The sequence below is a fragment of the Romboutsia maritimum genome (assembly GCF_002251085.2).
In the GTDB taxonomy this organism is placed as follows: Bacteria; Bacillota; Clostridia; order Peptostreptococcales; family Peptostreptococcaceae; genus Romboutsia_B; species Romboutsia_B maritimum.
In genome coordinates this window covers 1-15,427 of sequence record NZ_NOJZ02000026.1, presented here as the reverse complement: position 1 = coordinate 15,427, position 15,427 = coordinate 1, and the positions used below count along the sequence as shown (strand labels likewise).

The 15,427-nt window shown below is 27.0% G+C and carries 15 protein-coding genes and 1 riboswitch; of the genes, 13 read left to right on the top strand and 2 right to left on the bottom strand.

The window, feature by feature from the left end; translation table 11 throughout:
- Positions 1-161 precede the first annotated feature (161 nt).
- The 4 genes from CHF27_RS11515 (at position 162) to CHF27_RS11500 (ending at position 7,206) form a co-directional block, all read left to right on the top strand.
- Complete coding sequence (locus tag CHF27_RS11515) at positions 162-4,496, top strand: cell wall-binding repeat-containing protein (protein ID WP_095405543.1); 4,335 nt, start codon at positions 162-164, stop codon at positions 4,494-4,496.
- 101 nt (positions 4,497-4,597) lie between these two features.
- A complete protein-coding gene (locus CHF27_RS11510) occupies positions 4,598-5,626 on the top strand; it encodes an energy-coupling factor ABC transporter permease (RefSeq protein ID WP_095405542.1) in 1,029 nt (342 codons plus the stop codon).
- 21 nt (positions 5,627-5,647) lie between these two features.
- Positions 5,648-6,460: a cobalt ECF transporter T component CbiQ gene (gene cbiQ, locus CHF27_RS11505; protein WP_095405541.1), complete on the top strand. Its 813-nt coding sequence runs from the start codon at positions 5,648-5,650 to the stop codon at positions 6,458-6,460.
- A complete protein-coding gene (locus CHF27_RS11500; protein ID WP_095405540.1) occupies positions 6,457-7,206 on the top strand; it encodes an energy-coupling factor ABC transporter ATP-binding protein in 750 nt (249 codons plus the stop codon). Before cbiQ ends, CHF27_RS11500 begins: the two co-directional genes overlap by 4 nt.
- Before the next feature lie 88 nt (positions 7,207-7,294).
- On the opposite strand, the gene CHF27_RS11495 is transcribed toward CHF27_RS11500, so the two are convergent.
- Positions 7,295-7,555 carry a DUF1294 domain-containing protein gene (locus CHF27_RS11495; RefSeq protein WP_095405539.1) on the bottom strand — a complete coding sequence of 87 codons (261 nt, stop codon included), beginning with the start codon at positions 7,553-7,555 and terminating at the stop codon, positions 7,295-7,297.
- Positions 7,556-7,743: 188 nt separating this feature from the next.
- Here CHF27_RS11495 and CHF27_RS11490 point away from each other — a divergent pair, with 188 nt between their 5' ends.
- Positions 7,744-8,352 (top strand): NUDIX hydrolase, encoded by a 609-nt coding sequence (locus CHF27_RS11490; protein ID WP_243445005.1) that lies wholly within the window; start codon positions 7,744-7,746, stop codon positions 8,350-8,352.
- Between the two features lie 95 nt (positions 8,353-8,447).
- On the opposite strand, the gene CHF27_RS11485 is transcribed toward CHF27_RS11490, so the two are convergent.
- Entirely contained in the window at positions 8,448-9,524 is a 1,077-nt protein-coding gene (locus CHF27_RS11485) for a M24 family metallopeptidase (RefSeq protein ID WP_095405537.1), read from the bottom strand.
- A 176-nt stretch (positions 9,525-9,700) separates the two neighbouring features.
- On the opposite strand from CHF27_RS11485, the gene cysK reads away from it, so the two are divergent.
- From cysK to thiE, 8 genes are all read left to right on the top strand, one after another.
- A complete protein-coding gene (cysK, locus tag CHF27_RS11480; protein ID WP_095405536.1) occupies positions 9,701-10,600 on the top strand; it encodes a cysteine synthase A in 900 nt (299 codons plus the stop codon).
- Positions 10,601-10,622: 22 nt separating this feature from the next.
- Entirely contained in the window at positions 10,623-11,156 is a 534-nt protein-coding gene (gene epsC / locus CHF27_RS11475) for a serine O-acetyltransferase EpsC (RefSeq protein ID WP_095405535.1), read from the top strand.
- Positions 11,157-11,191: 35 nt separating this feature from the next.
- Complete coding sequence (locus CHF27_RS11470; RefSeq protein ID WP_095405534.1) at positions 11,192-11,617, top strand: phage holin family protein; 426 nt, start codon at positions 11,192-11,194, stop codon at positions 11,615-11,617.
- Positions 11,618-11,745: 128 nt separating this feature from the next.
- Positions 11,746-12,036, top strand: coding sequence for a GIY-YIG nuclease family protein (locus CHF27_RS11465; protein ID WP_095405533.1), 291 nt, complete (start codon positions 11,746-11,748; stop codon positions 12,034-12,036).
- 71 nt (positions 12,037-12,107) lie between these two features.
- Positions 12,108-12,202, top strand: a riboswitch (TPP riboswitch).
- Between the two features lie 136 nt (positions 12,203-12,338).
- Positions 12,339-13,151 (top strand): bifunctional hydroxymethylpyrimidine kinase/phosphomethylpyrimidine kinase, encoded by an 813-nt coding sequence (thiD, locus tag CHF27_RS11460; RefSeq protein WP_095405532.1) that lies wholly within the window; start codon positions 12,339-12,341, stop codon positions 13,149-13,151.
- A gap of 1 nt (position 13,152) precedes the next feature.
- Complete coding sequence (thiM, locus tag CHF27_RS11455; RefSeq protein ID WP_095405531.1) at positions 13,153-13,950, top strand: hydroxyethylthiazole kinase; 798 nt, start codon at positions 13,153-13,155, stop codon at positions 13,948-13,950.
- Positions 13,951-13,962: 12 nt separating this feature from the next.
- Complete coding sequence (gene thiT / locus CHF27_RS11450) at positions 13,963-14,556, top strand: energy-coupled thiamine transporter ThiT (RefSeq protein WP_095405530.1); 594 nt, start codon at positions 13,963-13,965, stop codon at positions 14,554-14,556.
- A gap of 33 nt (positions 14,557-14,589) precedes the next feature.
- A complete protein-coding gene (gene thiE / locus CHF27_RS11445; protein ID WP_095405529.1) occupies positions 14,590-15,222 on the top strand; it encodes a thiamine phosphate synthase in 633 nt (210 codons plus the stop codon).
- The last annotated feature ends 205 nt before the right edge of the window (positions 15,223-15,427 follow it).

Sequence of the window (15,427 nt, the reverse complement as noted above, 5' to 3'; positions counted from 1 at the left end):
AATTGACATAAAAAATACAAAATGCTACACTTATGTTGAAAATAATAAAAGATGATATCTGAAGATGTCTATAAAGGTCAGAAGGCTTAAACTTCTGACCTTTTATTTTGCACTAAAAAGTAATTAAGTATAAAAATTTGAGTAAAAATAGGAGGGGGACTATGAATTTACCTAAGAAAATAGCAGCCTTATTGACTATAACATTAGCTGTAGGGTCGCTATCTGTGACAAAATTAAATGCACAGGAAATTAAATTAAGTAGTGCAAGCTTAGTAGGAGAGAGTCGATTTGAGACAGCTATAAAAATAAGTACACAGGGGTGGTCAAGTTCAAGTGAAGTAATAATAGTAAATGATGAATCTATAGCAGATGCTTTATCAGCAACACCATTTGCTAAGGTGAGAAATATACCTATATTACTGACTAATAAAAGTAAATTAGATAGCAATACAAAAGAGGAACTAAAAAGATTAGGGGTAAAAAAAGCGTATTTAATAGGTGGAACTTCAGTTTTAGATGAAGATTTAGAAAATCAAATAAAAAAAGAAGAAATTAGTATAGAAAGAATTTGTGGAGAAGATAGATATTTAACATCTTTAGAATTAGCTAAGAAGTTAAATAATACTAAAAAAATCTCTCAAATAGCTATAGTAAATGGAGAAAAAGGATTAGCAGATGCAGTTAGTGTAGGTTCACCAGCAGCTCAAAATGACATGCCTATAATACTATCAAACCAAAAGCAGGGAACTAAGGTAGCAGATGAATTTATCAAATCACAATCAATAAAACAGTCATATATTATAGGTGGAGAATCTGTAATATCTAAAGAAATTGAAAATAAGTTACCAAACTCAAAAAGATTAGGCGGAATAGATAGAAATGAAACGAATGCAAGGGTTGTAGAAGAATTTTATAAAAGTACTAAATTAAAAAATGCTTATTTAGCTAAGAATGGAATGGTAAAACAAGACCAACTAATAGATGCATTAGCAGTAGGAGTACTAGCAGCTAAAAATGAATCTCCTGTTATATTAGTTGGAAATAAGTTAGATATTTCTCAAAAAAGTTTATTAAATACTAAATCATTAGAACAAATTACTCAAATTGGTGGAAAAGGCAATGAAAATGCATTTAATGAATTAAGAAAAGACCAAGAAATAGAAGTATATGAAGTTAAAAATATAAAAGAATTAAATGAAGCAATAAATAAGTCAAACGCTAATGATACTATAAATTTCAAACCAGAATCAGATGTAAATGAGGAATTAAATATAAAAACTGACAAGTCAATAACTTTAAACTTATATGGAAAATATACAAAGACAGTTATTATAAACATGCCTAATGGATCAATAACAAACAATGGGAAAATAAATAAACTATTAGTAGAAAAAGGTTATTTAAATCAATCTAGTTCAAATAATTCAAGTGGTTCAGGAAGTTCAGGAAGTTCAGGTCACCATTCAAGTAGCTCATCTTCAGAATCATCATCAAAACCAGATGTAAAACCATCTATTTATTTAAAGAATATTACTATAAACAAAGGAAGTAAATATAATGAAATAATAATATCATCAGATATTGAGAATGCTAAAGATGTTGAAAATGCTAAAATTGAATTATTTACAAAAAATTCCCAAAATCCTAAATATACAGCTAAAGAAGTTTTAAAAAATGGAAAAGTAACACATATATTTAAAGATGTTGAAGATGGAATATATGTTGGAAAAGTTACAATTAAAGATCAAAGCTTAGAATCAAGTGAATATTTTATAGGACAAGAAAAAGAAACTCTTCAAGAAGTGCTTTTATCATTACCAACTAGTTTAGATGCATCAGGCTTTGAAGACAAGGAAAAGCTACTTAAAACTGTAAACGATGCAAAATTACTTACTAAGCAAGCTCAAAGAGAAGGAACTAAAAATGAAGAAATTGAAAAATTACAGAATTATAATGGAATAGGGTATGCATTATCAAAAATTGATAGAATATTATTCGAATTTGACTATATGTTCGGATTTATAAGAGAAGATGGAGCAGGAAGTTATGCAGATGTAAGTCTTAAAGATAAAAATACTATAAATATAAATGTTATAAAAAATGAAAGAATAGGAGAAATATTTGATGGACATCATTTAGGAGAATATATAAGAGAATTTGGTAATCCACCACTTTTTAAACCAGATAAGCTTAATATAGCAAATATTGATATAATACCTGAGCCAAGTGGTTCTGATTCAGGTATGGGAATTACTAGTGCAACAGGAAAAAGAAATATACTTTATGCATTTGCAAAATTAGCCCAAAAGCAATCTGTTTCTGATTGTACTCCACAGACAAATCCAATTTCAGATACATATCTAAATGATATTATAGGGACATCTATTTATGCTACATATAAAGGAGAAAAATATACAATTAATTTCACATCAGAAAATGCTAATAAAGATATGTTAAATAGAGAAATTAGAACATACAAAAAATTGCCAATTGGATATTATACAGAAGAATCAGAATCTAGATTAGCAAAAGCTATGAATAAAGCTATGGGAGCTGTAGCAAAAGAGAATTCAACACATGACGAAATTAATGAAGCATATAAGACTCTAAAAAAAGCTCAAGATGAATTAGAACATATACAAAAAAATAATAAACAAACATTAAAAGAATTAGTAAAAAAAGCTAGAAATATAGAGAAGGGTGCATATCTAAAATCTTTGTACAATACAGTATCTGATAATGCAGATTATGCACAAACAGTAATAGATAATGATAAATCAACAGAAAGAGAAATAGGAAAAGCTACAGATAAAATAAACTATTCAATAAGAGAATATGAAATAGGAAAAATGAAAATTAATGCATATAAAAGTGCATTAAATGAATTACCAGAAGTACAAGAACAAGCTGATAAATTAGAAAATGTAAGTCAAGTACAAGCTTTAATGTCTAAATGTATATCTACAGAACTTGCAGCAAGAACCTTTGGTATTAGCAATAAGGATATAGAAGATATTAAATCATCTTATAGTAATAGAGATACTATTTTAAATACTAGATTACAAGTTATGAATCAAGGCTATAAAATAATTGATGAAGTAAAATACTTCCTTATTCCAGATTATGTTACAGATACAGGAAGTAAAAGTGCTTCTATATCAATTTATGATAATAATATAAATTTAGCAACTCGTGAAATAGAAGTTAATATACTTAATGGTTCAACTCTTTTATCAGATATATTAAAAGGAAATAGATTAGTAGATTATCAAAAGGATAATAAGGATGGAGCTACTTATCCAAGCTATTTAAAAATTGGAGATGTTGTAATAGATAAAGGACTTTTAGCTATTGCACAACCAAATAGTAAAACTAACAAACAAATTCATGAAGCATTAGTTAAATTGACAAAAGCAAAATCCTATGAATCTATATATTTAAGTGATTTAAAAGATAAAGAAATAGAAGTTGAATTTCCTATTATATCAAATGGAAAAAATATAAAAGTTGATTATAAAGTTAAATTTAATTATAAAGTAAATAAAGTAGTTTTAACAGACCAAGTTCAGTTAGCAAGAAGTGATAAATTCCAAGATACTAAGTATTTTAAAGATATTTATAAAAATACCCTTTTAAAAACACTTAATAATCAAATTTTAGATGCAGAAGATTTGTTAGATCACTTTACTAACATGGCAGATGGAGAAAAAGAAGAAAGATATGAAAAATTCATTAAAGCTTTATCTGATTGCAGAATGTGGAATGACAAGTTTGAAGAACTAGAAAAATCATTATCTGAATTACCTAAAGATAAAATTGATGCAAATAAAATAGCACCAAGAGCAGCAAATAAAAGTGATTTAAGTAAAAAGGTGAAAAATATAGAATCTATAATTACTACACTTAAAAATATAGGTGTAACTGATGAATTATTACAACAGATAAAGGGGTACAATAGAATATCTATATCTGAAAAAAGACTAAATGAAATTAGTGAATTAATAACATTTAATCAGAATTTAGCTAAACTTCCCAAGAGTAAAGAAGATGCAGCAAAATTAAATACAGATGAGAAAATTAAAAAATTAAAAAATGATGTAATGATTTGTGATAAAGCAATATCTTATTTAAAAGAAAAGGGTATAAGACAAATTGATATTGAAGGAGTACCTGATTTTTTCAGATTAAATATTGCAAATTATAGATTAAAAGAATTAGATAAAGAAAAGCCAAATAACTCTATAGAAATAAAAAATTTAGTTGTTTCTAAAGAAAAGGATGAAACACAAATAAAAGTAAGTGCAGATATAAATAATGCAAAAGAAAAAGATAAAGTAAAAATAGAGTTAATTCCAGAAGGTGCTAATAAAGCGTTTTATAAAGCTAATGTAGAAGTAGTAAATGGAAAAATTAATTATACATTTGAAAATGTAATGGATGATACATATATAGTGAAGTTAACTATAAAAGATGTGAGCGTAACTTTAGAAGAATAATATTTAAATAATAATTCAAACCATGAAGGCTTGTATATTTAATTTAATAAATACTAGTTTTCATGGTTTTTATTATATAAAAATAAAAAGGGGTTGATTCTATGCATATGGCAGATGCGTTAATATCACCAGTAGTTGGCGGTACTTTATGGGCTGCAACAGCAGGGATGACAGCATACTGTGCTACAAAAATTTCAAAAGAAAAAAATGATTCTTTAGACAGTTATAAGATTGAGAACTATGAAAAGAAAATACCTTTAATGGGGGTTATGGGAGCATTTGTATTTGCGTCACAAATGATTAACTTCACTATACCAGGAACTGGTTCAAGTGGACATATAGGAGGAGGGATTCTTTTAGCTTCCTTATTAGGACCAGAAGCTGGTTTTTTAACTATAGCATCAGTTTTATTAATTCAATGTCTATTTTTTGCAGATGGAGGATTATTAGCATATGGATGTAATGTAATTAATATGGGATTTTTTGCTTGCTTTATAGCATACCCTCTAATATATAAGAAAATTATGAAAGGAAATTACACTACAAGTAAAATCTTTATATCATCCATTCTTTCAGTGGTTATAGGACTTCAATTAGGAGCATTTGGAGTAGTAATGGAGACTTTAGTTTCGGGAATTTCAGAACTTCCATTTTCAACATTTGTTGCGTTAATGCAACCGATACATTTAGCTATAGGATTAGTTGAAGGGATACTTACAGGATGTGTTTTATCATTTGTATATAATGCTAGACCAGAGCTTTTAGATAATAAACAAAAAGAAGGAGGTAAAATGACGTTTAAAGGAATAGTTACAACTTTAGCAGTAATTACATTAATAATAGGAGGAGGTTTATCTTTAGTTGCATCTTCAAATCCAGATGGATTGGAATGGGCAATATTTAATGTTACAGGAAAAGAAGAATTAAAATCAGATAGTAAGACTAGTGAAGTTTTAAGTGGTATACAAGAGACAACAGCATTTTTACCTGATTATAGTTTTAAAGATAGTGAAGGTGAGGTAGGTACTACAGTTTCTGGGATAGTTGGGTCAGCTATAACACTAGGAGTTTGTGCATTAGTTGGAATAGGACTTCATAAATCAAAACAAAAATCTCATAAAGCTAATTAAATTCATATAGGTGACTTTATTATGTCTAATTTTACAGACTCAATTTATAAAATAAAAAGTATAGATACACTAGGAAAGAAAGATACTGTAATTCATAGAATAAATCCATTATCAAAGTTAATAGTTACAATTATATATATATTAACGATATTATCTTTTAATAAATATAGTGTGATTAATATATTGCCATTAATATTATATCAAATAGTTATAATTTGTTTGGGAGATGTTCCGTTTTCATTAATTATAAAGTTAACACTTGTAGGTATACCATTTATATTTGGGATAGGTATATTTAATGTTATATTTGATAAGACTATTTTTTTTAGACTAGGAAAGTTGATTATAACAGCAGGTTTAATTTCATTTATAAGTATAATTATAAAAGGAATATTGACTATAACTTCAGGTGTTTTATTAATTTGTACTACATGTATAGAAGATTTAGCAAAGTCATTGAGAAGAATAGGTATTCCAAAAATTTTTGTATCTCAAATATTATTTACGTATAGGTATATTTATGTTCTTATAGAAAACGCAGAACAAATTTATAATGCATATATGTTAAGAGCACCTAAACAAAAGGGAGTAAATTTTAGAATATGGGGTTCTTTACTAGGCCAACTGCTTTTAAGAAGTTTTGATAGAGCACAACGAATATATAATGCAATGTCTATAAGAGGCTTTGATGGAGAATTTCATACAGATAATGCAAGAAAATTTAAAATGAAAGATTTTATTTATATATTATTATGGAGTATTTTTTTCATTTTATCATGTAAAGTAAATATACCATTATTTATTGGAGGTATAATAATGAAAGGAATGATATGAATAAAATAAATATTAAAGTTGAAAATTTATACTATAAATATACAGATAATTATGAAGCTTTAAAAGGTATTAATTTTTTTCTAAGAGAAGGAGAATCAGTTGGAATTGTAGGATCAAATGGAGCAGGAAAATCAACCTTATTACTGCAACTAATAGGAATACTTTTACCAACAAAAGGAAATATATTTATAAATGATAATATAATAAATAAGAAAAATCTTCATATTATACGAAAAGATATAGGGTTTGTATTTCAAAATCCAGAAGATCAGTTATTTACTACTAGTGTATATGACGATGTGGCTTTTGGACCTAGAAATTATAAGCTAGATAAAGATGAAGTAGACCATAGAGTTATAAATTCATTAAAAAAAGTTGGAATTGAAGATTTAAAAGACAAAGCACCATATAGATTATCTGGAGGGCAAAAAAATTTAGCAGCTATTGCAACTGCAATATCTATGAATCCTAGTATATTAATAATGGATGAACCAACGTCTGCCTTAGATCCAAGGGCAAGAAGACGATTGATTAATCTATTGAATGAATTTAACTATACAAAAATAATAGCTACACATGATTTAGATATGGTACTAGATACTTGCGAAAGAACTATTATTTTAAAAAATGGGAAAATAGTAGCAGATGGATTAACTAAAGATATTCTTATGGATGAAAAATTGATGGATTTATGTGAATTAGAGCTTCCATTGTCAATTCAAGGTATTAAAAAATATAGTTTATGAATTGATAAAAGATAAATTTACATTAAAAAAACTGTAGTGTATAAAATATATTTATATACTACAGTTTTTTATTATTAACTTAATAAAACTAGTTTATTAAGTTAATAATAGTTATTTGAAGCAAAATAATAAGTGGGATACCAAATGTAAATTTTATATGCCTAGTCTTATGTCTAAAAGTATACATACTAATAATACTACCAAAACTTCCTCCAACTAAAGATATTAAAATTAAAGTGGATTCCTTTATTCTCCATTGTTTTTTTATAGCTTTTAATTTATCAATATACATTATTGAAAATCCCAAAATATTGATAAATATAATATAAAATAAAAATAATTTATTCATAAATCCTCCTAAAATAGTTCAATCTTTTCTTTTAGTATAATGCATTTATATATATGCATCAAATAATTTAAGTACGAATAAAGCTAAAAATATAATATCAAATTTAAGAACAATATGAATTTAATATGATATTATATTTATTATATAAAGAATTATTTAAATTATATAAAGAAGGGAAGAATGTAGTTTTGAAAAATTCTAGAATAAAAAAAATAAATTCACTAGTAGAAACAAATTTTGTAGGATTATACGATGTAGAATATACTAATAAATTAAATCAAGATAAAAATTGGATAGTAGCTTCTAGAAAAGACAAAAAAGAATTAGATGAAATTTATTTGAATAATAAAGAAGATAATATAGATGCCGTGGTTATATCTGCATTTCATAAAGAAAGTAAAAAATTAGTTATAATAAAACAATTTAGAGTTCCAATAAATAATTATATATATGAGTTACCAGCAGGACTTGTTGATGGTGGTGAAAATATAGAGGAAACAGTAAGTAGAGAATTAAAAGAAGAAACAGGACTTAATCTTTTAGAAATAAATGAAGAAAGTAGTAATAATAAAATTTATTTATCACCAGGTATGACAGATGAATCAGTTGCATTCGTGTATTGTACATGTGAAGGTAATATAAGTAATGAATTTTTAGAAGATGATGAAGATATAGAAACAATATTAATTTCACAAGAAGAAGCAAGAAAAATATTAAAAGGAAGCGAAAAGATAGATGTTAAAGCGTTTTTGATGTTACAAATATTTGCTAGTTTAGGTGAAAAAATATTTATTTAAATTATAAATTAATCAATCAAAGAGCTGAAAATATAAAAATTAAATTATACTTATATTTTCAGCTTAGGGGTAGATTATATAAGACTTTTGAAAATTTATCCTACTATACATAATTCTTTGTCATGTTTATTTAATACCTCATGGCCATTTTCAGTAACTAAAACTAAATCTTCTATTCTAACTCCAAATTCATTTGGTAAATAGATTCCAGGCTCTACAGAGAAAATCATGCCAGGTTTAACTTCATCGGTGTTTACGGAAGATACATCTCCTACATCATGACATTCTAAACCTATAGAATGACCAGTTCTATGAGTAAAGTATTTACCATAACCTTTTTCAGTTATATAATCACGAGCTACTTTGTCTATATCACAGAATTTTACTCCGGGCTTTACTATAGAAATAGCTCTTTTATTTGCTTCTAGAACTATTTCAAAAATTTCACGAGCTTTTTTAGGTACTTTTTTATAAAATACAGTTCTTGTCATATCAGAACAATAGTTGTCTTTAATACATCCTATATCTAGAATTACAGCATCTCCAGGTTTTACAACGTTATTTTCAGCAAATCCATGAGGATTAGCTCCGTTTGCAGCAAACGCTATAATAGGATCGAAAGAAAACCCATCAGCACCTAACTTTTCGTATATTTTAGATAATTCACCGACTAGTTGTTTTTCAGTGAATTTATCAGAAATAATAGATTTTAATTTTTTCATAGCTTCATCATTTAATAAAGATGCTTTTCTCATTAAATCTTTTTCTTCTTCATCTTTAAACAATCTTAATGTGTCTATTATGTAAGAAGAATTTATGAATTTACTATTTTTTTTCAATTCAATTAAACTAAGTAAAAATTTAGAAGGCCAGTTTTTATCAACACCAATAGTTGAATTTTTTTCTAAGTTATCGCTTAATATTTTTATGGAATTTTGAGTATCATTAAACCAAATTTTTTCAATATTTAAATCATCATCTAAAGGAAAAAGTTCATTAATAAATAGCTTATGGTTGCCATTTTGGTTTAGATATAATACTAATAGTCTTTCTCCTGGATCAATTAATTTACCTGTTAAATAATAAATTGAAGTGGGATCACTTATTAGTATTTGACTTATATTATCTTTTTTCATTTGTTCAAGAACAGCATTCAATCTTTTTACTTTCATATTTAATACTCCTCTAAACTAAAATTTTTTACAATGTAAGTTTATCATAATTAATAGCATTTATTATATTTTATTTTAACTAAATATATAAAAATAGGTTGCATTATCAAAATGATAATAATATAATAGATTTATGATTATCATTTTGATAATATAATTTTAAGGGGGAACAAATTATGATATATGAAAATGCGCTAGAATTAATAGGTAATACGCCTATATTAAAATTAAATAAATTAGGTTTTTCTAATGTATACGTTAAGTTAGAAAAAACAAATCCTGGTGGGAGTATAAAAGATAGAGCAGTTTATGAAATGATAGAAGGCCTAGAAAAAAAAGGAGAGCTAAATAAAAAAGATGTACTAGTAGAAGCTACTAGTGGAAATACAGGAATAGCTCTTTCAATGGTAGGTAAATTAAAAGGATATAAAATTATAATAGTAATGCCAGAGACTATGAGTGTTGAAAGAAGAATGTTAATGAAAGCATATGGGGCAGAGCTGATATTAACTGATGGAAAAGAAGGTATGTCAGGAGCTATAAAAAAAGCAAATGAACTTTTAGAACAAAATAAAAATTATAAAAGTTTGATGCAATTTGAAAATGAAGATAATCCTAATGGTCATTATAAAACTACTGGACCTGAAATATATAAAGATATAAATGATATAGATATATTTGTTTGTGGTGTAGGAACAGGAGGAACTTTAACTGGGGTTGCTAGATATTTAAAGGAAAAAAATCCAAATATAAAAATTGTAGCATTAGAACCTACAAGTTCTCCAGCAATATCACAAGCAAAATCAGGAACACATAAAATACAAGGGATAGGAGCTGGATTTATTCCAAAAAATTATGATGAAAAATTAGTCGATGATGTAATAACAGTTGATGATGAAGATGCATTTGATACAGTAAGATTATTAGCAAATACAGAGGGAATATTAGTTGGAATATCATCTGGAGCAAATGTATTTGGAGCGATAGAGCTTTCTAAAAAGTATCCAGGAAAAAAAATAGTAACAGTAGCACCAGATGGAATAGACAAATATATGTCGATGAACATAATTAAATAAAAATTAAAAGGATGGGATATAAGTGCTAAGAAAAATTAATAAAGATATAGAATATATAATGGAAAACGACCCAGCAGCAAAATCTAAAATAGAGGTATTTTTACTTTATCCATCAATTCATGCACTAATAATTTATAGAATAGCCCATTTTTTCTATAAAAACAAATTATTTTTTACAGCAAGATTTATGTCACAAATAGGAAGATTTCTAACAGGAATAGAAATACATCCAGGCGCTAAAATAGGAGAGGGAATATTGATAGATCATGGTATGGGGGTTGTAATTGGAGAAACTGCTGAGGTAGGAAATAGAGTAACAATTTATCATGGAACAACACTAGGAGGTACAGGAAAAGATACAGGTAAAAGGCACCCTACAGTAGGAAATGATGTTTTTATAGGTTCTGGAGTGAAAATATTAGGGCCTATTAATATAGGTGATAATGTGAAAATTGGAGCTAATTCAGTTGTTTTAAAAGATGTACCAAATGGAGCAACTGTGGTAGGTATACCAGCTAAAATTGTAAAAACTAACAATTTAGAACAATTATCGTAGTATAAGCATACAGTACTGTAGGAGGTGTTACAACTATGGATTTGACAGCTATGATGACACCAGCATCTCAAATATTAGTTGTTATACTGTTTGTATTAACTATGATGTTAAGATCTAGTAAAAATATACCAAATTGGATTATACAATGGATAATTTTAGCTGTGGCCTTAGTACTTAGTTATGTACAATCTAATGCTATAAACATAAATACTATAATGAATGCATTTATAGCGACAGGAATATGTACATTTGGAGAAAATGCTATTTTTAGGAAAAATAGTGAAAAAACAAGAGAAGAATGTAATATACTACAAATAGCTAATGGATACAAAGAGGAGTTATCTTCTAGAAATGAATATGAAGATATAGATATATCTTCATGTTTACTAGATATGAGTGAAGATGATATAAAAAATATAGTATGTAAGATAGTAGAAGAAAAATCTAATAAATCAAATTAATTTAACATAAAATACCTAGTTTTTACTAGGTATTTTTTTGAAAATATAATTTAAATATAATTGGAAATCTTAATTTTATTTGATAAAATTAAGATTATTAAAAATAATTTAGTTAAAAGAGGTAAAAAATGTATTTTACATATATAATTCGATGTAAGGATAACTCTTTGTATACGGGATATACAACTGACATAAAGAGAAGAATAGAAGAGCATAAAAAAGGGATAAATTCTAAGTATATGAGAGCGAAAGGTTTTAAAAATTTAGAAATTTACTTTAAGACGAGTAGCAAAAGTAATGCAATGAAACTTGAAATTTATATAAAGAAATTATCTAGAAAGCAAAAGTTAGATATTATAGAAAGTCCAACAAATTTTTTAAGTAATTTAAAAAATGGTAAAGAGTATTTTATAGAATAATGTATAAATTTGTAAATTATACTAGTGCTTGACAATTAAATTAAATATACTATAATGAACTTGTAATATAAAAAAATAGCTAGGGGTGCCTATAGGCTGAGAGGTAAAACCAACCCTTGTACCTGATCTGGATAGTGCCAGCGTAGGAAAGCATAATATAACCATTTTTAGATGGAATAAATATAATGATTTAAAAAATATTATTATATTATGTAAATACTATGCTATGCCTAAATCTAGGCATAGCATTTTTTAATATAATGGCACGAAAAGTTAAAAAATTTGATTTAGGGGGGATAAATATGAGAAATTATAAAATACCAACTCTCACAATAGCAGGATCAGATTCATCTGGAGGAGCTGGAATACAAGCAGATTTAAAAACATTTAGTGCAATAGGAACATACGGAATGAGTGTGATTACAGCTATTACAGCTCAAAATACTCAAGGTGTATTCGAGGTAGAAGAATTAAGTAAAAAAATAATTAGAAAACAAATAGAAGTTGTATTTGAAGATATAACTCCTAAAGCTGTAAAAATAGGAATGGTATCTAGTCCAGAAATAATATTAGAGATTGTAAATAGTTTGAAAAATTATAATTTAGAATATTTAGTAGTAGACCCAGTGATGATTTCAAAGAGTGGATATTCATTATTAAGACCTCAAGCAAAAGAAAATTTAATGAAATATCTAATACCAATGGCTTATATAATAACGCCAAATATACCAGAAGCAGAAGAGATAACTGGTATGAAAGTAAATAACATAGATGATATGAAAATTGTTGGGGAAAAAATATTAGAACTTGGGCCAAAATATGTTTTAATGAAGGGGGGTCATTTAGATGGAGATGCAATAGATGTTTTAATAGGAGAAGATATATTTGAGATATATAAAAGTAAAAGAATTGATAGGAAAAATACACATGGGACTGGATGTACTTTATCCTCAGCTATAACATCTCATCTAGCATTGGGATATGGAATAAAAGAATCTATAAAGCTAAGTAAAGAATATATAACACAAGCAATTAAATATAGCTTTGATATAGGACACGGGGTAGGTCCTGTACAGCATTTTTATAAATTTACTAAAGTAGAGGGGGAAATTTAAGTTGTATGAACTAATTAATTTAGTGAAAGAAGAAAATCCATTAGTACTTCATTATACAAATAATGTAACAATGAATGATTGTGCTAATGTAACTTTAGCGATAGGTGCTAGTCCTTTAATGAGCTGCTCTTATGAAGAGGTAGAAGAAATAGTAAGTATAGCAAATTCAGTAGTAATTAATATAGGAACAATGGATTCTCAATTATTAGAACTTTATCTAAAGGCAGGAAAAGCAGCGAATAAATACAATAAGCCAGTTATTTTAGATCCTGTTGGAATATTTGCAACTAAAGCAAGAAGTGAGTTTACGAATAAACTTTTAAATGAAGTAAAATTTGATGTTATTAAAGGCAATATATCAGAAATTAAATTTATAGGTGGGTTTAATGTAAGAGGAAAAGGCGTAGATTCTTTTGATGAAGAAGATGACCAAAGTGAAATTATACAGAAAATTGCAAGAAAATTAGAATGTATAGTGGTAGCTACAGGAAAAGTAGATGTAGTGACTAACGGTCAACTTACTTACAAAATACATAATGGAACATCTAAACTAAAAGGAATAACAGGGACAGGATGTATGAGTACTAGTTTGATAGGAAGTCTATTATCTTGTACGAAAAATTCTATTGAAGCTTCAGTTGTAGGCATTTTAATTATGTCTTTAAGCGGACAGTTAGCAGACATAGACAACAAACCGATTGGGACTTTTAAAGTTAAATTAATGGACTATATTTACAATATGAATAGTCAAACTTTAAAAAAATATGCAAAAATAGAATTTTTACAATTTAAAAAATAGGAGGATAAATAAATGAAAAATATTATTATGCTTATTATATGTGTAGTACCACTTTTGATATATATTATACAAATGAAAAAATTTAAAATAAACACTAAGCTTATGATAATAATGGCAATGTTTAGTGCAATGAGCTATATTTTATCAATGATACCATTTATAAAGTACCCCCAAGGTGGAGGGATAACATTATTATCAATGTTACCTATATTAATGGTTTCTACATTATATGGGAGGTTAGCTGGAGTGACAACAGGACTGTTATCTGGATTAATATCTTTGATTGGAGGTTCTACATTACTGTTTCCAGCTCAAATTTTATTAGATTATATAATACCTCCAATGGCTTTAGGCTTAGGTGATATTTGTGGAACGGATAAAAAATATAAAGTATTTATGGGAAGTTTACTAGCTGTAATATTATCAGTTTTATGTCAGGTAGCATCAGGATACTTGTTTTTTGGTCAATATGCACCAAAAGAAATGAATCCATTAGTATATTCATTGGTGTATAATTTTTCTGGTAGTGGTGTAGAAGGGCTACTTAGTGCAATAGTTCTTATTTCATTACCAGTAAATAGTTTTAAAAAGTTAGCAAAAGCATAGTTAAAAAGTCTACTTCAATGGGGTGATTATTTTATGATAAATAAAAATGAATTAAAAAATGTGTTAAAACTATATTTAGTTACAGATTCACAGATTTTAGAAGGACGCGATTTTTATAAATCTATTGAAGATGCTATTAAAGCAGGGGTAACTATGGTTCAGCTTAGAGAAAAAAATGCTTTAGGTAAGGAATTTTTAGAAAAAGCTAAAAAACTAAGAGAAATAACTAGAAAATATAATATACCACTTATAATAAATGATAGAGTTGATATAGCTATGCTTTGCGATGCGGATGGGGTTCATGTAGGTCAAAGTGATATAGATGCTCCTTCAGTAAGACGGTTAATTGGAAGAGATAAAATAATAGGAGTATCTACAAGGACTATAGAAGAAGCAAATTTAGCAAAGAAAGAAGGAGCTGATTATATTGGTATAGGAACAATATTTTCAACATCTACTAAATTAGATGCGAAATTAGTTCAATTAAATACAGTTGAAGAAATTATAAAAAAGATTGATATACCAACAGTATTAATTGGTGGAATTGATTTAAAAAAGATTGATAAACTAAAAAAATTAAATAGTAGTGGATATGCTATTATATCGGCAATTTTAAAAGAAAACGACATTTATCATGAAGTGAAAAAGTGGATATCTAGTATATAGATAAATATTTGGGATAAAAAAAGCTACCGTTGAGGGTAGCTTTTTTATTATAAAATTTATTTTTTATATGGTGTTTTTTTAGACGGTATATATTTTTCATATTTAGTTTTAGATTTTTTTTCAGGAACTTGAATAGTGGAACCAGCAGGGCCCATAGGACCAGTTTCACCTTTAAGTCCTTGAGAACCAGCAGGGCCCATAGGAC